Raw genomic sequence first — 19,026 nt, 5'->3', positions numbered from 1 at the left:
CGGACATGGCCATCTACCTCACCAAGGAGAGCAAGGTCCTCGTCCAGGGCATGACCGGCGGCGAGGGCATGAAGCACACCCGCCGCATGCTCGCGGCCGGCACGAACGTCGTCGGCGGCGTCAACCCCCGCAAGGCGGGCCGGACGGTCGACTTCGACGAGCGGGTCGTCCCCGTCTTCGGCTCGGTCGCCGAGGGCATCGAGGTCACCGGCGCCGACGTCAGCGTCGTCTTCGTCCCGCCCGCCTTCGCCAAGGCGGCCGTCGTCGAGGCCGCCGACGCCGGTATCGGTCTGGCCGTCGTCATCACCGAGGGCATCCCCGTCCACGACTCCGTCGCCTTCACCGCGTACGCAGAATCGAAGGGCACCCGGATCCTCGGCCCCAACTGCCCCGGGCTGATCACCCCCGGTCAGTCCAACGCGGGCATCATCCCCGCCGACATCACCAAGCCGGGCCGCATCGGCCTGGTCTCCAAGTCCGGCACCCTCACCTACCAACTCATGTACGAGTTGCGGGACATCGGCTTCTCCACATGTGTCGGCATCGGCGGCGACCCCGTCGTCGGCACCACCCACATCGACTGCCTGGCCGCCTTCCAGGACGACCCGGACACCGAACTGATCGTCCTCATCGGCGAGATCGGCGGCGACGCCGAGGAACGGGCAGCCGCGTACGTCCGCGACCACGTCACCAAGCCCGTCGTCGGCTACATCGCCGGGTTCACCGCGCCCGAGGGCAGGGCGATGGGACACGCGGGCGCCATCGTCTCCGGCTCCTCCGGTACGGCGCAGGCCAAGAAGGAGGCGCTGGAAGCGGTCGGAGTCCGGGTCGGGAGCACCCCCACCGAAACGGCCCGGCTGGTGCTGGCAGCCCTGGAAGGCAGTGCGTGACATGGCATCCACCCTCACCCTCAAATCCGGCACCGCCTGGACCGACGCCTGGCAGCGCTGTCTCGCCGTCGCCCCCGAGGCCTTCCGGGACGACCGCGTCCTCAACCTCTGGAACCGCTCCTGGCAGGCCGACGGCCGGGCCCTTCCCGCCACCAGCCCCGTCGACGGCAGCCCCGTCGCGGGCCCGCCCCGCCTGGACGGCGCCACCGCGCACCAGGCGGTACGGGCCTCCCTCGACCAGCACCGCGCCTGGCGGCACGTCCCCCTCGACGAACGCCGCGCCCGGGTCGCCGCCACCCTCGACGCCCTCACCCAGCACCGCGAACTGCTCGCCCTGCTCCTGGTCTGGGAGATCGGCAAGCCCTGGCGGCTCGCCCGGGCCGACGTGGACCGGGCCATCGACGGCGTCCGCTGGTACGTCGACGGCATCGAGCCCATGATCGAGGGGCGCGTCCCGCTCGACGGCCCCGTCTCCAACATCGCCAGCTGGAACTACCCGATGAGCGTGCTCGTCCACGCGATGCTGGTCCAGGCGCTCGCGGGCAACGCGGTCATCGCCAAGGCCCCGACCGACGGCGGCGTCGCCTGCCTCACCCTGGCCAGTGCGCTCGCCGCGCGCGAAGGCATCCCCGTCACCCTCGTCAGCGGCAGCGGAGGGGAGCTGTCGGAGGCGCTCGTGCGAGCCCCCGAGATCGGCTGCGTCTCCTTCGTCGGCGGCCGAGACACCGGTGCCGCGGTCGCCACGGCCGTCGCCGACCTCGGCAAACGCCACGTACTGGAACAGGAGGGGCTCAACACCTGGGGCATCTGGCACCACACCGACTGGGACGCCCTGACCGCCGTCATCCCCAAGCTCTTCGACTACGGCAAACAGCGCTGTACGGCGTACCCGCGCTTCGTCGTCCAGCGTGAGCTGTTCGACGAGTTCCTGGCGGCGTACCTCCCGGCCGTGCGCACCCTCAGGGTCGGCCACCCGCTGGCCGTGGAGCACCCCGACGATCCGTACCCGCGGCTGGACTTCGGGCCCGTCATCAACGCCGCCAAGGCCAAGGAGCTGACCGACCAGGTCGCCGAGGCCGTCGACCGGGGCGCCGTCCCCCTGCACCGGGGCAGGCTCTCCGACGCGCGCTTCCTGCCGGGCCAGGACACCGGCGCGTACGTCCAGCCCGTCACCCTCCTGAACCCGCCACCGTCCTCCCCGCTCCACCACGCGGAACCCTTCGGGCCGGTCGACACGATCGTCCTGGTCGACACCGAAGCCGAACTGCTCGCCGCCATGAACGCCTCGAACGGCGCGCTCGTCGCCACCCTGTCCACCGACGACCGGGCGACGTACGAGCGGCTGGCACCCCAGATCCGGGCGTTCAAGGTCGGCCACGGGAAGCCCCGCTCACGCGGCGACCGCGAGGAGCTCTTCGGCGGCTTCGGCGCGTCCTGGCGGGGCGCCTTCGTCGGCGGGGAACTGCTCGTCAAGGCGGTCACCCGCGGCCCGGCGGGGGAGCGGCTGCCGGGGAACTTCCCCGAGTACCACCTCATGCCGTCCCTGGCCTGACCTGGCCGGATCGTGACCCTCCGATCACCCCCGGTGAGGCCGTGCGGACCTGCCCGTCGAGGCCCGCACGGCCCCGCCCGAGGCCCGGATATGCAGGTGAAGGGCACCCCGAAACCTTGGTATTGTTGTCCATGTCGCCGCGGGGAACACCCCTGGCAAGGCGACAGACACCTAGTCCGGGTGGCGGAATGGCAGACGCGCTAGCTTGAGGTGCTAGTGCCCTTTATCGGGCGTGGGGGTTCAAGTCCCCCCTCGGACACATTGCAACATAGCGGGGCATTCGCGAGATCGCCCGAAGCGCTGACGAATCACCGGCTGAGTCTTCTGACTCGCCGGTTTTTCGTCGTGAACGGGATCATCGGGTTACTCGCCCAACAGGACCATCGTCTCCCGCAGGTGCTCGCACGCCCAGTCGTACTGCTCGGTGCCGGCGTGTGCCCGGAAGTCCGTCTCGATGATCTGGATCAGCGCGAGGTGAAGGTTGTACAGCCGTCGGCGGGTCCGCTCGGCGGTGGTGAACGGCCGGTGGCCGTAGCCGCGGATGAAGGCCGTGGCGTCCCCGAACGCGCCCGACTCACTCCCGGTGAAGCCGAATTCCATCAGCGGATCACCGTAGAACGCGCGCTCGTGGTCGACGATCGCCGCGATCCGGCCGTCACGCACCATGCAGTTGCCCGGCCACAGGTCCCACTCGACGAACCGGGGCTCGGTCACCTCGTCCAGCGAATCGGCGTGGGCGGCCACGACTTCGCGGATCGTGTCGTAGCCGTGGGGCAGATCGACGCCGCGTCGCTCGCCGTCGCCCAGCACCTCCTCGACCATCCGCACGAAGGCCGCGCGCCACGTGCTCTCGCCCGGCCCGGCCAGCGGGCCGAAGGCGGCACCGGGGATGGTGTTGAGCTCGCGGGTGATCGCGCCGAGCGCCTCGTCGTACGCGTCGATCTCCGCTCCGGTCAGGGTGTCCCTGATGACGTGGAGGTTGTCCGCATCTATGTACGTCATGAAGAAGTAGTCGGCGTCGCACACCTCATGGCTCTGATCGGCGAAGTCGACCTCCGGCACGGGAACCTTCGTGTGCTGCCGGATCAGCCGCAGCGCCGCCAGTTCGGTGGCCATGGCGCCCCGCTCGTAGGTCATGACCTCGACATCCGGTGGCGGCGCGACCTTGAGGACGACTCGCGCGCCGGAGCGCAGCCGGATCCGGTAGGCCACGTTGAACCAGCCGTCGCTCAGTTCGCTGACCCAGTCCTCACCCGCGTCGCACACCTCCTGCGGGCCGTAGGCGCGGGCGACCATGGTGCGAAGCGCCTCAACGGGCTGCCGGTTCTTGGTGATGCTCTCCATCAATCCTCCGCCCGAAGCATGATCGGACGGTAGCACCAGGACGGAGTTCCGCACCCGGGTCTTCCGCGAGGGGAATCAACGTGGTCAGGGAAGATCCGCGGTGATCCGCACGGTGGTTGAACCGATCAGGCGCGTGGTTTCCTGCTGGGCGTGAAGAGCCCCTCGAAGCGCTCGCAAACGCTGGAGGCCGCGCCGGCCGCGGCCGAGGATGCCGCGGGCCGTATGGCGACCCGCCCGGTGGGCAGGCTGCTGTGGGAGAACTGCGTCCAGACCGTCGCGTCCGTCGGCATGTTCGGTTTCTACGCCCTGACGAACGCCTGGTTCGTCAGCCACGGGGTCGGCGATCAGGCGATGGCCGCGGTCAACCTCGTCGCCCCGCTGGTGCTTCTGCTCGGAGCCGTGTCCACCACCGTGGGCGCCGGCGGCGCGATGCTGGTCTCCCGCGCGCTGGGCGCGGGCGACGAACGCGCGGCCGCCCGCGCGGCGGGCAACGCCTTCACGCTGTTCTGGGTCACCGCCGCCGCCACCACCGTGGCCGGGCTGGTCTTCATCGACCCGCTCCTCGACGTGCTCGGCGCGCGCGGCCCACTGCACGAGTACGCCCGGCAGTACGCGGTGATCCTGCTGTGCGGGTCACTGTCCTTCACCGGGTTCTCCAGCCTGGTGCGCGCCGAGGGCCGGATCGGGTTCTCCACCCGGATGTGGATCGGCGCCCTCGTGGTGCAGATCATCCTCGACCCGCTGCTGATCTTCGTCCTCGACCTCGGGGTGAGCGGAGCCGCCCTGGGCACCGTCGGCGGACAGGCCGTATCCACCGTGATGAGCTGGTGGTTCTTCTTCCTGCGGCGCGAGCGGCCGTACCGCGTCCGCCTCGCCGACCTGCGCCCCCACACCGCGACCCTGCGCACACTGGTCGGCATCGGGCTGCCGTCCTTCCTGGCCAACATCGGCCTCACCGTGCTCGCCGTGCTGGTCAATGGCACCCTCGCGGTGACCGGGGGAGCGGTAGCGCTGACCGCGTACGTCGTCTGCTCCCGCCTGCAGACCTTCGCCGTGATGCCGCACACAGGCATGGGACAAGGGCTGCAGCCCATCGTCAGCTACAACGCCGGGCGCGGCCTGGACGCCCGAGTGGCGCGCACGCGGGCGCTCGCGCTGCGGGCCTCGCTCGTCTACGGCGCGGCCACAGCGATCCTGCTGACGGTGCTCGCCGAACCGCTCGTCGGTGTCTTCGTCAGCGGCGGCGGAGCCGCCGAGGAGGCCAGGTTCGCGCTGTGCGTCATCGCTGTCGGCGGGATCGTCATCGGTATCGCCCCGCTGACCGCGGCCTATTTCCAGGCCCTGGGGCGCCCGCTGCCCGCCTACCTCCTGACCATCGGCTCCCTGATCCTGCTGAAGGCGCCCCTCGTTGTTGTGTTCGGCCTGGTCTGGGGCACGCACGGCGTCTGGTTCGGCCTCTCCGCCGGCGAGTTCGCCGCCGCGGCGAGCGCGCTGCTGCTGTTGCACCGCGCCGACCGGCGTACGCCGAGCGCTACGGCTCAGCCGACGCTGTCGACTGGGTCGCACTGCGCACGTGGTGCCGAAAATGCGGTGCGCCCGTCCCACCGCTCTTCCTAGACTCGCCCCACCAAGTGACGAGAGAGGGGAGCCCGGCCGTGTGTGACCGCACCGCTGTCGTCGTTCCCCGTTCCCTGTACGAGGTGATCCTCGTGTCCTCGTCCGTCCGGTGCCCGCTGCGCGGCCGGTACCGGATGCCCGTGACGACGCACGCCTGACGCCGAGTCCCACGCGCCTGTGACGGAGGGACACCTCCGTCCTCGCCATGCCCTCGTCGCCCCCGGCCCTCGCCACCGCACGGGAATCGCGCTGCCCTGAAACAGCTCAGCTGAAAGGCCACGGGCCATGCGCAGCACCGTCCACAACCCGCTGACCACCGTCCGCAACCTGGGCATCCTCGCCCACGTCGACGCCGGCAAGACCACCGTCACCGAGCGGTTCCTGTACGCCACCGGGACCACGCACAAGCGGGGTGAGGTCCACGACGGCACGACCGTCACCGACTTCGACCCGCAGGAGCGCGATCGCGGGATCACGATCTTCGCGGCGGCGGTGAGCTGCGCCTGGGACGGCCACCGGATCAACCTGATCGACACACCGGGCCACGTCGACTTCGCCGACGAGGTGGAGCGCTCGCTCAGGGTGCTCGACGGCGCGATCGCCGTGTTCGACGCGGTCGCGGGCGTAGAGCCGCAGAGCGAGTCGGTGTGGCGGCAGGCCGACCGGCACGGCGTACCGAGGATCGCCTTCGTCAACAAGCTCGACCGCGCGGGCGCCGACCTCGACACGGCCGTCGAGTCCATCCGGCAGCGGCTTCATCCGGCGCCGCTGGTGGTGCAGTTGCCGATCGGCACGGAGGACGGGTTCACCGGAGTCGTCGATCTGCTGCGCATGCGGGCGCTGGTCTGGGCGGACGGCGGCGACGCGGCCGAGGATGGACCGGTGCCGGACGCCCTGCGGGACGAGGCGGAGCGACGCCGACGGCGGCTGGAGGAGACGGTGGCGGAACTGCATCCCCTGGCGCTGGAGGAGTTCTGCGCCGAGTCCACGCTCTCCGCGCGGACCCTCGCCTCCGCCCTGCGCGACCTGACCCGCACCGGTGAGGGCGTGGTCGTCCTGTGTGGCTCCGCCTACCGCAACCGGGGCATCGAACCGTTGCTCGACGCGGTCGTGGCGTATCTGCCGTCACCGCTGGACGTACCGGCCGTACGCGGCTCGCACGACGGTACGGAACAGGAGCGGGCCGCCGACGACCGGGCGCCGGTCGCGGCCCTGGCGTTCAAGGTGAGCGCCACGGCCACGGGACGACTGACCTACCTGCGGCTGTACTCGGGAACGATCCGGAAGGGGGACACCGTGCTGGACGCGGGCACGCGGCGCACCGAGCGGATCGGTCGGATCCTGCGGGTCCAGGCCGACCGGCATGCCGAACTGGACCGGGCGGTGGCCGGGGACATCGTCGCGGTGGTCGGACTGAAGTCCGCCCGCGCGGGCACCACCCTGTGCGCTCCTGCCGCGCCGCTGCTCCTCGAACCCCCGTCCGTCGCCGACCCCGTGGTGTCGGTGGCTGTCGAGGCACGCAGGAGCACCGACACCGACCGGCTGGCGACGGCCCTGGCGCGGCTGGCCGAGGAGGACCCGTCGCTGGTCGTACGGACCGACCCCGAGACGGGCCAGACCGTGCTGTCCGGCATGGGCGAACTGCATCTGGAGGTGGCGGTGGAGAAGATCCGGCGGACCCAGGGCCTGGAGGTCGCCGTCGGGAGGCCTCGGGTGGCGTATCGCGAGACGGTCGTGCGTGGGGTGTCCGGGCTGGTCTTCCGGCACGTCAAACAGGACGGCGGGGCGGGGCAGTTCGCCCATGTCGTCCTCGACGTGGCGCCCTTGGAGGCGACCGGCGACGGTGCCGCTCCCACCGGGTTCGTCTTCCGGTCCACCGTCGTCGGTGGCCGGGTGCCGCAGGAGTACGTCCGCGCGGTCGAGGCCGGCTGTCGTGACGCCCTCGCCGAGGGGCCGCTCGGCGGTCACCCGGTGACCGGGCTGAGCGTCACGCTGACCGACGGGGCGACCCACTCCAAGGACTCCTCGGAGATGGCGTTCCGCACGGCCGGGCGGCTCGCGCTGCGGGAAGCGCTGCGGAGCGGGGTGATGGGTCTCCTTGAGCCCGTCGCCGACGTCACCGTCACGGTGCCCTCGGACGCCGTGGGTGGGGTGCTCGGTGACCTCGCGGCGCGCCGGGGCCGGGTCTCGGACTCCGTGCCCCGGGCGGGCTCGGTGGTGATCAGCGCGACCGTGCCGCTGGCGGAGTTGTTCGGGTACGCGACGCGTCTGCGCAGCCGCACGCAGGGGCGCGGGACGTTCACCACGCGGCCCGCGGGGTACGCCCCGGCGCCGGGTGCGGTGACCAACGGTCGGTGACCGGGGGAGTTCTCGCCCCCGCTTCGGAGCATTTTCGGGTGCGGGTCCGGTGGGGCTTCTCGCGCGATTCCCCGCGCCCCTGAAGAACAGGGGCGCGGGGGCTTCGCATGGTGCGGCTAGGCCCAGGGGCTCACCGCGGTGAAGGAGCTGTCGGCGCGGAAGGCGTCCGTGGCCTGGTACACGTCCACGCGGAGTTCGTAGTTGTAGTGGCGGATGTAGCGGCCCGGGTAGTTGTACGACTCCAGGCGGACGGAGCCGGAGGTCGTGCCCGGACGGGCGCAGTACGTGGCGTCCTTGTCGAAGACGGTCGTGCCGTCGTCCGAGGCGAAGCGGATCCGGTAGTCCCAGTGGCGGAGATAGCGGCCCGAGGAGTCGCGGAAGGAGTAGCAGTTGGCGTCGGCGAGGCCGGGCACGATCGTGAAGGTCGCGCTCTGCTTGACGGCGGTCGTGCTGGAGGACGTCACCGGGTCGACGTAGCCGAGGCTGTCGGAGCGGACCACGGCGTAGCGGCCCGGGTAGTTGACGGACTGCAGGGACCGGGTGGTGTTGGTCGGCAGGGTGACGCCGCCGGACACGGTCTCCTTCAGGACGGTCAGGTGGCGGACGAAGCCGGTGAGGCCCGGGAGCTGGGTCGGGGTCGACCAGGTGGCGAAGTTGTCGTAGCTGTCGCTGTACCAGTACTGCCCGGCGCCGTAGGCGTCGTAGTAGATCCGCCAGCCGCCGTTGTCGAGCTGGACGAGCGCCGGGCCCTCCATGCCGGACCCGAAGCCCGCCCAGTTGCCCGTCTTCTGGAAGGTGTACGGACCGGTCAGGCTGGAGGCGGTGGCGTACTCGATGTACTTCGTCGTCTCGTTCTTGGTGAACGCGTGGTACGTGGAGCCGACCTTGACGATGAAGGTGTCGATGTAGTTCGGGCTGATCCCGGACAGCACGGTCGGCGCGGACCAGGCGGTGAGGGAGGAGTTCGTCGCCGTCAGCTTGTACGGCTTGAAGATCCACTCACCGTCGGCCGCTACGGACGCCGACAGGATGATGTTGACGCTGCCGTTGGTGTCGACGAACCACTCCGGCGCCCAGGCGCGCTGCAGCCCGCTGATCGGGACCGTGTAGTCGTACAGGAAGGTCCAGTTGAGGCGGTCGGTGGAGCGGGCGAAGCCGATGGTGGTGGACAGCGCCGACCAGGTGCGGGTGGTGTACGTCAGGTAGTAGTAGCCGTCCGTGTGCTTGAAGATGCTGGGGTCGCGGATCAGGCCGGAGGGCGGGGTGTACGCCGGGCCCTTCCGCAGGGTGAACCCGGTGGCGTCCGGCGAGTCGTAGACGTACATGTTCGACTCGCTGCTGTTGGTGAACGCCGTCATGGTGTACCGCGTCGCCTGTCCCGCCGGCGGATGGGCGGCTCCAGCCGGGCCGGCGAAGGCGGTGGTGAGCCCCAGGAGGGCGGCCACCGAGGTGAGGAGGGCGAGGACCGCCCTGAGGGTTCTGTTCAACGCTCGTCCCATTTCTGCGTGAACTGCCCTGAGGCGTGAGGATGTTGTTTTGTTCGGCATGTCGTACATCGTGCGGATCTTCGGTCAGAAGATAGGAGGGGGGTATGTGCACGTCAATGGATCACGCAGGGGTTTCTGCGAAGGGTGATTCCGCTTGGGGGTCCCTGTGGCGTTGCTGTGCCTCTCCCCGCGCCCTGGTGGACCACCCCTCGGGGTTGCCTCCCGTCCCGAAACGCCCCTGGTCACATCGTGTTTCCCACCCGCACTCCCGGAGGGCAACAGGAAACCCGTCGATCCCGGTACGCGAGATGGCGATCCTGGCTTCGGAGTCAACGGCCAGGGAGACCCGGCGACAGTGAGACCCGGCAACAGTGAGAACCAGCAAGGGGGAAACATGCGCAACATGTTCCGCGGCGCCGCCGCGTTCCTGACGTCCGTGGCCGCGGTGGTGGCGCTCAGCGGCTCGGCCGAGGCCAAGCCGGCCGACACCTGGGACGGCTGCCCGTACGGCGCGGTCTGCATCTACGGCCAGGGCGTCGAACCGCGCGACAACCCGCACCCGACCAACGTGTACTACAGCTACAAGGCCCACAACCTGAGCAACCAGGTCGGGTACCACTGGGTCTACAACAACCAGTACGACGGCGCCCTCGCGGACCTGTGCAAGCAGTACAACGGTGGCGACTGCATCGAGACCATTCCGGCGGGGCACGCGTTCTACCGCAACCTCACGCCCATCAACTCGATCGTCCTCCGTCCGTAGTGCCACGGAGAGCGTCCGCCTGACGACGTCCGGAACCGGCTGCCCGCGGTTCCGGACGTCGGCGTTTTCGCCACTCCGGGTGAAAGGCTTGGCCGCCCCCGCCGACCCGGCAGTAACCTGGGTTTCCGCCGTCTCACGGCCGCACTGCCTTGGGGGACACCTTGGGGGACCCGCTGCACGGACAGCAGACAGACCCTCACCACGGACGGGACCGGGACGCGCCGACCACGCTGTCCTTCCCGGCACAACTTCGGCGGCTCCGGCAGGAACGCGGAATGTCGCTCACCGATCTCGCCCGCCGGACCCACTACAGCAAGGGCTACCTCAGCAAGATCGAGACCGGCGCCAAGCGGCCGACCGTCGATGTCGCCCGGCTGTGCGACCAAGTGCTGGGCGCTGACGGGGAGTTGCTGCGGCTGGTGCGGCAGGCGCCGCCGCGCGACGACGGCGACCCGGGGCCCGACGCCGCCGCGCACCAGCCCGCCGAGACCTGCCCCTACCGCGGCCTGTCGGCGTTCACCCCTGAGGACGGGGAGTGGTTCTTCGGCCGCGAGCAGGCCACGGCCGCACTGGTGGAACGGGTCTTCGAAAGGGTGGGCAGCGGACCGCTGTTGCTCGCCGCCCCGTCCGGCGCGGGCAAGTCGTCCCTGCTCAACGCCGGTCTCGTCCCCGCGCTCAGACGCGGCGACCTCCCCATGCCGGGTGCCGACCGCTGGCCGGTGGTCCAGCTCACCCCCACCGCGCGCCCCCTGGACGAACTGCTGGAACGCACCGCGAAGGTGCTGGGCAGCGACCTCGGGGTCACCGCCGACGAGGTACGGGACGACCCGTACGCCCTGCTCGGCGCCGTACGGGCCGGGGCGGACGCCTCGCCACGGGCCCCCGGGGAGCGACGGCCCCCACCGGCCCGACCGGTCCTGATCGTCGACCAGTTCGAGGAACTGTTCACGCTCTGCGCGGACGAGGGCGAACGCCGCTCCTTCGCCCGCGTGCTGTGCGCCCTCGCCACCTCCCGGCCGACGGCGAGTCCGCACCCGCCCGCCGTCGTGGTGCTCGGTGTCCGCGCCGACTTCACCGGCAGCTGTCTGGGCCTGCCCGAGCTCGCCCCCGTCCTCACCGACGGACTGTTCGTCCTCTCCCCGATGACCGTGGCGGAACTACGGGAGTCCATCACCCGCCCGGCGGAGCTCGCGGGCCTCACCCTCGAACCCGGTCTGGTCCCGCTGCTGTTACGGGACGCGGGACTCCGCGACGACCCGGACACGGGCCCCGGTCGTGCCGCGGTCGGCTCCGACGAGACACCCTCCGGCGCGCTCCCCCTCGTCTCCCACGCACTGCTCGCCACCTGGCAGCGGCGGCGGGACTCCGCGCTGACCGTCGACGGGTACGAACGGGCCGGCGGAATCCAGGGGGCGGTCGCCCGCACCGCGGAGAACGTGTTCGCGCGGCTGTATCCCGCCGAGCAGAAGACGCTCCGACGCATCCTGTCCCGGCTGGTGCTCGTCATGGACGGGGCCGGAGCGACCCGCCGCCGGATGAGCCGGGACGCCCTGATGGCGCGGCTCGGCGACGCGGACGGGGCCGCCGCCGCGCTCGACGCCTTCGTCCGGGCCCGGCTCATCACCATGGACAGCGACACCGTCGAGATCACCCACGAGGCGCTGCTGCACGCCTGGCCCCGGCTCCGCGGCTGGATCCATGCCGACCGGGCGGGCCTCCTGCTGCACCAGCAGCTCTCGCACGCGGCCGGTGAATGGGAGCGCGAGCGGCGCGACCCGTCCGCCCTGTACCGGGGCAACCGCCTCGACACCGTGACGGCGTGGGCCGAGGAGTCGGACGGCTGGAGCAGGCTCGGGCCCGACGAGGAGGCCTTCCTGAGGGCCAGCCAGGCCGAGGAGGACGGGCGCCGCAGACAGGCCAGACGACAGGTACGGCTGCGTCAGTCCATGCTGGCCACCCTCGCCGTACTGCTGGGCCTGGCCGTCACCGCCGGAGGTCTCGCCTACCAGCAGCGCGAGGGTGCCCTCGACCAGGAACGTGTCGCCCGTTCCCAGGCCCTCGCCGCGCGCTCCGTGTCCCTCGCCGGGGGCCGCCCGGAGGCGTCGATGCTCCTCGCGGAGGAGGCCTACCGGACCGCCCCCACCGCCGAGGCCCGCGGCGCCCTGCTGAGCACCCAGTCACAGCCTTTCTCCGCCCGCATCGACGGGCACCGCGGCCCGGTCAACGCCGTCGCCTTCGCGCCCGACGACCGAAGCCTCGCGACGGGCAGTTCCGACGGCACGGTCGTCCTGCGCAGCACGGCCGACGGCCACCGCGTCCTCGCCCGGTTCCGGGTGCCGGGACGCGTGCGCTCGGTGGCCTTCGACGCGGACGGCCGTACGGTCGCGATCACGTCCACCGACGGGCCCGTGACCCTGTGGAGCACCGCCGGACACCGGCGGACGGCGGCGCTCTCCGACGCCACGAAGGGCGCGCGGGCGGTCGCCTTCGACCCGCGCGGCGGCGGACTCGCGATCGCCGCCGCCGACGGGACCGTCCAGCTGTGGGACACCGGTTCCAGCCCCCGGCTCACCGCGACCCTCCCCGGGCACAAGGGCGACATCAACACGCTGGCGTACGCCCCCGACGGGCGGACGCTCGCCTCTGCCGGCGGCGACCGGGCCGTACGGCTGTGGGACACCGACCGGGCCCGGTTCGTCGACGCCCTCGCCGGGCACGCCGACGAAGTGCTGGGCGTCGCCTTCTCGCCCGACGGGAACACGGTGGCCTCCGCAGGCGTCGACCGGACCGTACGGCTGTGGGACGTCGACGACAGACGGCTGACCGACACGTTCACGGGAAGCAGCGACGACATCAACGACGTCACCTTCACCCCGGACGGGGAGACGGTCATCGGCGCGGTCGGCGATGGGACGACCCGGCTGTGGGACGTGCGCAGCGGCCGGCAGACCCTGGTCCTCGCCGGACACACCGACTACGTCCTGGGGGTGGCCGTCACCTCCGACGGCGCCCTGCTGGCCACGGCCGGGTTCGACCAGTCCGCCGTGCTGTGGGACCTGAGCGGGGCGGTCCTGACGTCGCGTCCGTTCACGGAGGTCTGGCAGACCGCCTACAGCCCCGACGGGAAACTGCTGGCCACCGCCGACGCCGACCACACCGTACGGCTGTGGGACGCGCGGACGCACGCCCTCGTGGCAGCGCTGGAGGGGCACACCGAGACCGTGTTCTCGGTGGCCTTCTCGCCCGATGGGCGGACCCTCGCGTCGGCCGGATCCGACGGCACGGTCCGGCTGTGGGACGTCGCGGAGCGCAAGGCGCTGAAGAAGCTGACCGGACACAGCGGACAGGTCTTCTCCGTCTCCTTCTCGCCCGACGGGCGGACCCTCGCGTCGGCGGGCGCCGACCACACGGTGCGCCTGTGGGACGTGGCGGAGCGCCGACGACTCGCCGTCCTCGGCGGCCACAAGGACTTCGTCAACGATGTCGCGTTCAGCCCCGACGGCCGCACCCTCGCCGGTGCCGGCGACGACCTGACCGTACGGCTGTGGGACGTCGTCTCGCATCGCGAACTCGCCGCGCTGACCGGCCACTCGGGCGCCGTGCGGGGCGTGGCCTTCAGCCCGGACGGCCGTACCCTCGCGAGCAGCGGCAACGACGGGACCATACGCCTGTGGGACGTCCGGCAGCGCCGCTTCGAGACCGCGCTGACCGGCCACTCGGGCGCGGTGCGCGGTGTGGACTTCAGCCCGGACGGCCGCACCCTCGTCAGCAGTGGCAACGACCGCACGGTACGCCTGTGGGACGTCGCCGGACGGCGGCCGTGGGCGACGCTCACCGGTCATACGAACGCGGTGTGGGGCGTGGACTTCGCCCCCGACGGGCGGACCGTGGCCAGCAGCAGCACCGACGGCACCGTACGGCTGTGGGACCTCGACCCCGGCGCCCGGCTGGCGGACATCTGCCGGTTGCGCGCCGACATCGGCCCCGAGGAGCGCGCGGCACTGCTGCCCGGGGTTCCCGTCCCGGCGGACCCGCCGACGTGCGGGCGTGGCTGAGCGACACGCGGGGGCTGTGCGGACCGTTCGGCAACCGCCCTGCTCGGAACGGGTTTCCCAAGTGTTTCCCGTTGCCCGGTGGGACGGGGCTACACCCGGATCTCGACGAGCGGGGTGGTGGTCGGCCAGGCTGCTGCCCGACCGCACGAGTTCGTTCGAGACCGACGAGACCGAAGAGACCTACAGGAAACGGGGGTTCCGGCATGGTGAGCCGGACCAATGTCATCCGCACACTGATCGCCCTCATGGCGCTGCTCTTCTGGGCGCCGGTGTCCACGGCCTCGGCGGCACCCGCCGCCCCCGCCGCCGGCGACTGCCGCCCCCTCGCGTCCGGCGCCTCCGCCGCCGCCGAGCGGGCGATCGCCGCCGCCTGCGCCGAGGTCGCCGCGGGCACCTGGTACACCTGGGGCGGCGGCCACGGGGCCACACCCGGGGCCACCTACGGGCAGGTCGATCCCACCGACCCCGCCAGCGAACACGACCCCGAGCGGCGCGGGTTCGACTGCTCCGGCCTGGTCCGGTACGCGTACGCCCAGGCCACCGGTGGCAGGGACATCCTCAACGGCGTGGCCAGCCAGCAGTTCTACACGCACCGCGCCGCAGCCCGCTTCACCGCCGCCCAGGGCCTCGCCCCGCTGCTGCCCGGCGATCTCCTCGCCTACGGCAAGGACTCCAAGGACATGCAGCACATCGCCATCTACCTCGGCGCGGGCAAGATGGTCGAGGCCAGGCAGTCCGGCACCAAGCTGATGGTGAGTGACGTCCGCCTGGGCAGCACCTACTTCGGCGCCGTCCGCGTCAACACCGGCGAACCCACCGGCCACATCCACCAGACGTGGGGCACCGGCGTCTGGACCAAGGCCCTGCCCAGCCTCGGGGCCGACCGCGTCTACGCCTTCCCGTACTCGACCACCATCCGCGTGTACTGCCAGAAGCACGCGGAGTTGGTCAGGGCGGAGGGCTACGAGAACGACGTCTGGTCCTACCTGCCGGACTACCGGGCCTGGGTCACCAACATCTACATCAAGGGCCCGGCCTGGCTGGCGGGCGTACCCGACTGCAAGGACGTGCCTCCCATCACCTGACAGCCTCGTGCCGGTGACCGTCGGGGGGCGGCCACCGGTACGAGCGTCACCCGGCCCGTACGCTGCGTCAGCGTACGGGCACATTCTGTGGACAGTACGCACACCTTCCCCTCACGCTGGGTGCCGTCGGAGCATGGGGCCACAGCGCACGAAGACCGGAGGTGGCCGCGGATGACGGGCGGCGGTATGGGCAACGACTACGACGAGGCAGTGGCCGACGAGGGGGGTCCGTGGGACACGAGGCCACCAGGGACACCGACAGGCGGACCTCACCGCGTAGTCCGCGTAGTCCACGGCGGTGGGCGCCTCCCGTTCGGGGGCGCGCACCGGCCGCACCGGTCGCGGAAATGGACCACCACAGGAAGATTTCAGCCCACTACAGGGCGGGGTGTGGTCCGTAGGTTCGTCGTATGCCAACCAGCAAGCACCTCCTGACCTCGGTTCAGGTGGCCCGCTTCGTCGCGCAGGGATTCCTGCGCCTGGACGGGGTGGTGCCACGGAACATCAACGAACGGGCCGTCGCTGCGCTGGCCGAGGGCCTGCCGGGAGTGCCGTACGGCACCCCGCTGAGCGCGGCGTTCGCGCCCGACACCTTCGTCCACGCGCTGCTCGAACTGCCGGTCGTCGCCGGTGCCGTGGAGAGTCTGGTCGGACCCGGACCGACCGTGGACCACCACGCCGTGCACGTCCGCGAACCCCACGAGGGCCACGCTCAGGACCTCCACGCGGACGCGATCATCGACGTACGGCCGGACGCCTTCGACATCCAGCTCATGTACTACCCGCACGAGGTGACCGCCGAGATGGGCGGCACCCTCAGCGTGCCCGGCAGCCATCTGCGCAGGATCAACGAGACGGACATCGGCCGCGTCCAGAACCTCCGGGGGCAGACACGGCTGACCTGCCCGGCGGGCACCGTCGTCCTCGTGCACCACGGCATCTGGCACGGCGGCCGTCGCAACGACACCGCGCGCCGCCGCTACATGTACAAACTCCGCCTCAACCCGACCGTGCCGCAGGTGCGCCTCTGGGACACCGCCGACCTGCACGAGCCGGCCGTCACCGCGGAGCTCAACACCCACTTCCCGTGGTACGAGCAGGCCACCGGCCGGCTGGAGATCTACAACCGGGTCCTGCTGTGGCGGGCCCTGACCGGTGACGACTCGTTCGACGTCGAGTACTGGGTCACGCGCGTCAGCAACCGGCCGGCCCTGAGGAGTCACGCATGAGGCAGCAGGTTCTGGTGCTCTATCTCTCGACGTCGGCGCTCGACTCCCCGGTCGTGGGCTGGTCCCGCTATGACGGGACCGGCCGGACCCGCCCGACGGCCGGTGACAGTGACGAACCGCCCTACCCCACCGGGCTCGCCGCGCTGCACGACGGGTGGCGCCTCTTCCAGGCCTCCCCGCTGCTGCCGCCCCAGGCCGGTCACGAGTACGACGTCTCCTTCCTCAAGCACGAGTTCTTCTTCGAGAAGCTGGAGGAGACCTCTCCCTGATCCGGACGGCGCCCGTGGCCCGGTCACGGGGCGTGGAGGTACCGGGCCACGGGAGTTCCGGATCAGTAGCCGTAGATCATCTTGTAGGCGACCTCGGGGAGGAACTGTCCGGCCGAGGAGCCGGATCCGACGCCGCAGTTGCCGTCGGACTCGCCCGGGGTCTTGATCCACAAGAGCATCTCGGCGCCTCCGCCCAGTTGGGTGGCGGGCCCGATGCGCCGGCCCGAGGGGTTGCACCACTGGCCGTTGGAGCCGTTGCCGTTGCGGCTGGTGTCCACCACGAACGGCTTCGTGTAGCCGTAGCGGGCGCTGAGCTGGCTGTTGACGGCGTTGCCGTAGGCGGTGTTCTCGGCGGTGGTGAGGTAGTTGGAGACGTTCAGCGAGAAGCCGCGGGCCTGACGGAGCCCTGCTTCGTGGAGGCGCCGGGCCATGGTCCCCGCGTCCGCCCAGGCGGGGTTGCCGGCGTCGAGATAGACCCAGGTGTTGGGGGCCTGGCGGCTGAACTGGGAGAGAGCACCCATGAGCATGCTCTGACGTTCGGCGATCTGAGCCTGGTTCATGCAGCCGTAGTCCCCGAGGGAGTCCGGTTCGAGGATGACGACGGCCGGGCGGTGGGCGATCCCGCCGGCGAACTGGGAGATCCAGTTCGCGTAGGCGGACGGCGAGGCGGCCCCGCCCGCGGAGTGCCCGCCGCAGTAGTCGCGGTTGTAGATGTTGTACGCGACGAGGAGGGGCAGCTTGTCCCGGCTGTCCGCGGCACCCGTGTACGAGCCCGTGGCGGTGCCGATGGCGCCGCTCCAGGAGCCGAACCAGCGGGCCATCGGGGTGTTGGCGATGGAGGCGTTGATCGCGGACGCCCGGCCGTCGCCGGGGTTGGCGGCGACCCACCTCTTCGGGCTGGAGTCGGGGTCCACGTAGAACCCGCTGGTCATGGTGGTCGGGTCGGCCGCGTGGGCGGACGGTGCGGCGGCGATCGCCAGCGGCAGAGCGACGAGCGCTGCCACCAGGGCGCGGAGTCTGCGGCGCATGACTGTACCTCGGTTTCCTGGCAGGGATGCGTCGCCCGCTCTCGTCCCGAGCGGGCGACGGGCTGAGGAAGTGCGGTGGTACGGCGTGCTCCCCCAGGCTGGTGGGAGCGCTCCCACTGGAAGCGCTTCCAGTAGCGCTGGGGAACCTTCGGGGTGTGGTCGGTATCGTCTGGCTCGCTGGTAGAACTGTCAATAGTCGTGGCGTGAACCTCGCCCTGTACATGGCGAAGTCGAGGCTATACGGTTTTTACAATTGGAAGCGCTCCCGGTTTTCGGCCGGAGAAGGGGAGGCTCGTGGTCATGGCGGAGGACCTGCCGCGTCGGCAGCCCACGCTCGACGCCGTGGCCGCACTCGCCGGCGTCTCGCGTTCCGTGGCCTCCCGTGCCCTCAACAACGCACCGCACGTCAGCCGTCTGAAACGCGAAGCGGTCGAACGGGCCGTCCGGCAGCTCGGCTACGTACCCAATCCGACCGCCCGCGCTCTGGCCACCCGTCAGACGGGAGCGGCCGCCCTGGTCGTCTCGGGAGAAGACCCGTCGGTCTTCGCGGATCCGTTCTTCGCCCAGGTGATCGTGGGGGCGTCGGCCGCTCTGGAAGAGGCCGACCTGCATCTGATGCTGTGCCTGGCCGCTACCGACCGGGGCCGCGAACGGGTGGAGGAACTGCTCCGCTGCAAGGGCGCCGACGGCGTCATGCTGATGGCGCTGCGCCAGGACGATCCGCTGGCCCGGATGGCCGAGGAGGCGCAGATGCCCGTCGTGTTCGGGGGACGGCCGGTCGGGTCGGCACCCCGCTGGTACGTGGACGTCGACAACGCCGGCGGAGCGCGGGAGGCGACCGAGTACCTGGTCTCACACGGCCGGACTCGTGTGGCCGCGATCTGCGGGCGTCTGGACACCGAGGTGGGGCGCGCCCGGTACCGCGGCTACCGGGACGCCATGCTGGCGGCCGGCCTCGATCCGTTCCCGCCGACGGAAGGGGACTTCACCGAGCCCAGCGGAGCCGCCGCCATGGCCGCACTGCTGGCGGAACACCCCGATCTGGACGGCGTGTTCGCCGCCAACGACAACATGGGGGCGGGGGCGCTGCGCACCTTGCGTGAGGCCGGCCGGCTGGTCCCCGACGATGTCTCCGTGGTCGGTTTCGACGACCTGGCCGTGGCCCGGATCGCCGATCCGCCGCTCACCACCGTCCACCAGCCCATCACGGCCTTGGGACGCGAGATGGCGCGCATGCTCGTCGCTCTCATCAATGGACAGGACCCCACCCCGCTGATCCTGCCCACCCGCCTGGTCACCCGCTCCAGCGCCTGACACCGCGGTGCCGGCCGGCGGCCCGTCCGGCTGGA

13 protein-coding genes and 1 tRNA gene are annotated in these 19,026 nt (G+C 71.2%); 11 read left to right on the top strand and 3 right to left on the bottom strand.

Annotated features, from left to right (window positions below):
* Positions 1–5 precede the first annotated feature (5 nt).
* From sucD to ACWD26_RS10155, 3 genes are all read left to right on the top strand, one after another.
* Entirely contained in the window at positions 6–890 is an 885-nt protein-coding gene (sucD, locus tag ACWD26_RS10165; protein WP_451268170.1) for a succinate--CoA ligase subunit alpha, read from the top strand.
* Between the two features lies 1 nt (position 891).
* On the top strand, positions 892–2,442 hold the full coding sequence (locus ACWD26_RS10160) for an aldehyde dehydrogenase family protein (RefSeq protein ID WP_451268168.1): 1,551 nt from the start codon (positions 892–894) through the stop codon (positions 2,440–2,442).
* 174 nt (positions 2,443–2,616) lie between these two features.
* A tRNA-Leu gene (locus ACWD26_RS10155) sits at positions 2,617–2,701 on the top strand.
* A gap of 104 nt (positions 2,702–2,805) precedes the next feature.
* On the opposite strand, the gene ACWD26_RS10150 is transcribed toward ACWD26_RS10155, so the two are convergent.
* The gene (locus tag ACWD26_RS10150) at positions 2,806–3,786 is read right to left on the bottom strand and encodes a phosphotransferase family protein (RefSeq protein ID WP_451268166.1); all 981 of its coding nucleotides are present in this window, start codon (positions 3,784–3,786) and stop codon (positions 2,806–2,808) included.
* A 150-nt stretch (positions 3,787–3,936) separates the two neighbouring features.
* Here ACWD26_RS10150 and ACWD26_RS10145 point away from each other — a divergent pair, with 150 nt between their 5' ends.
* Both ACWD26_RS10145 and fusA read left to right on the top strand, forming a co-directional pair.
* Positions 3,937–5,403 carry an MATE family efflux transporter gene (locus ACWD26_RS10145; protein ID WP_451268164.1) on the top strand — a complete coding sequence of 489 codons (1,467 nt, stop codon included), beginning with the start codon at positions 3,937–3,939 and terminating at the stop codon, positions 5,401–5,403.
* A gap of 285 nt (positions 5,404–5,688) precedes the next feature.
* Entirely contained in the window at positions 5,689–7,761 is a 2,073-nt protein-coding gene (fusA, locus tag ACWD26_RS10140) for an elongation factor G (protein WP_451268162.1), read from the top strand.
* Positions 7,762–7,877: 116 nt separating this feature from the next.
* Here fusA and ACWD26_RS10135 read toward each other — a convergent pair whose 3' ends face one another.
* Entirely contained in the window at positions 7,878–9,248 is a 1,371-nt protein-coding gene (locus tag ACWD26_RS10135) for a glycoside hydrolase family 43 protein (RefSeq protein ID WP_451268160.1), read from the bottom strand.
* A gap of 394 nt (positions 9,249–9,642) precedes the next feature.
* On the opposite strand from ACWD26_RS10135, the gene ACWD26_RS10130 reads away from it, so the two are divergent.
* The 5 genes from ACWD26_RS10130 (at position 9,643) to ACWD26_RS10110 (ending at position 16,649) form a co-directional block, all read left to right on the top strand.
* Positions 9,643–10,011 (top strand): hypothetical protein, encoded by a 369-nt coding sequence (locus ACWD26_RS10130; RefSeq protein ID WP_451268158.1) that lies wholly within the window; start codon positions 9,643–9,645, stop codon positions 10,009–10,011.
* Between the two features lie 275 nt (positions 10,012–10,286).
* A complete protein-coding gene (locus ACWD26_RS10125) occupies positions 10,287–14,066 on the top strand; it encodes an nSTAND1 domain-containing NTPase (RefSeq protein WP_451268156.1) in 3,780 nt (1,259 codons plus the stop codon).
* Positions 14,067–14,269: 203 nt separating this feature from the next.
* Entirely contained in the window at positions 14,270–15,151 is an 882-nt protein-coding gene (locus ACWD26_RS10120) for a C40 family peptidase (protein WP_451268154.1), read from the top strand.
* A gap of 410 nt (positions 15,152–15,561) precedes the next feature.
* Entirely contained in the window at positions 15,562–16,380 is an 819-nt protein-coding gene (locus ACWD26_RS10115; RefSeq protein ID WP_451268152.1) for a phytanoyl-CoA dioxygenase family protein, read from the top strand.
* Entirely contained in the window at positions 16,377–16,649 is a 273-nt protein-coding gene (locus ACWD26_RS10110) for a hypothetical protein (protein WP_451268150.1), read from the top strand. Before ACWD26_RS10115 ends, ACWD26_RS10110 begins: the two co-directional genes overlap by 4 nt.
* A 62-nt stretch (positions 16,650–16,711) precedes the next feature.
* On the opposite strand, the gene ACWD26_RS10105 is transcribed toward ACWD26_RS10110, so the two are convergent.
* Complete coding sequence (locus ACWD26_RS10105) at positions 16,712–17,677, bottom strand: glycoside hydrolase family 6 protein (protein WP_451268148.1); 966 nt, start codon at positions 17,675–17,677, stop codon at positions 16,712–16,714.
* A 300-nt stretch (positions 17,678–17,977) separates the two neighbouring features.
* On the opposite strand from ACWD26_RS10105, the gene ACWD26_RS10100 reads away from it, so the two are divergent.
* Positions 17,978–18,991: a LacI family DNA-binding transcriptional regulator gene (locus tag ACWD26_RS10100; RefSeq protein WP_451268146.1), complete on the top strand. Its 1,014-nt coding sequence runs from the start codon at positions 17,978–17,980 to the stop codon at positions 18,989–18,991.
* The last annotated feature ends 35 nt before the right edge of the window (positions 18,992–19,026 follow it).

The organism is Streptomyces sp. NPDC002787 (assembly GCF_053592095.1).
The sequence above is the reverse complement of the archived record's forward strand: the minus strand, read 5'-3'. Positions and strand labels throughout refer to the sequence as shown.

Bases quoted from the DNA above. Each gene is read 5' to 3' on its own strand.
- ACWD26_RS10100 (WP_451268146.1), top strand. From the start codon at position 17,978: ATGGCGGAGGACCTGCCGCGTCGGCAGCCCACGCTCGACGCCGTGGCC.
- ACWD26_RS10125 (WP_451268156.1), top strand. From the start codon at position 10,287: ATGTCGCTCACCGATCTCGCCCGCCGGACCCACTACAGCAAGGGCTAC.
- fusA (WP_451268162.1), top strand. From the start codon at position 5,689: ATGCGCAGCACCGTCCACAACCCGCTGACCACCGTCCGCAACCTGGGC.
- ACWD26_RS10105 (WP_451268148.1), bottom strand. From the start codon at position 17,677: ATGCGCCGCAGACTCCGCGCCCTGGTGGCAGCGCTCGTCGCTCTGCCG.
- ACWD26_RS10160 (WP_451268168.1), top strand. From the start codon at position 892: ATGGCATCCACCCTCACCCTCAAATCCGGCACCGCCTGGACCGACGCC.
- ACWD26_RS10120 (WP_451268154.1), top strand. From the start codon at position 14,270: ATGGTGAGCCGGACCAATGTCATCCGCACACTGATCGCCCTCATGGCG.
- ACWD26_RS10130 (WP_451268158.1), top strand. From the start codon at position 9,643: ATGCGCAACATGTTCCGCGGCGCCGCCGCGTTCCTGACGTCCGTGGCC.
- ACWD26_RS10110 (WP_451268150.1), top strand. From the start codon at position 16,377: ATGAGGCAGCAGGTTCTGGTGCTCTATCTCTCGACGTCGGCGCTCGAC.
- sucD (WP_451268170.1), top strand. From the start codon at position 6: ATGGCCATCTACCTCACCAAGGAGAGCAAGGTCCTCGTCCAGGGCATG.
- ACWD26_RS10150 (WP_451268166.1), bottom strand. From the start codon at position 3,786: ATGGAGAGCATCACCAAGAACCGGCAGCCCGTTGAGGCGCTTCGCACC.
- ACWD26_RS10115 (WP_451268152.1), top strand. From the start codon at position 15,562: ATGCCAACCAGCAAGCACCTCCTGACCTCGGTTCAGGTGGCCCGCTTC.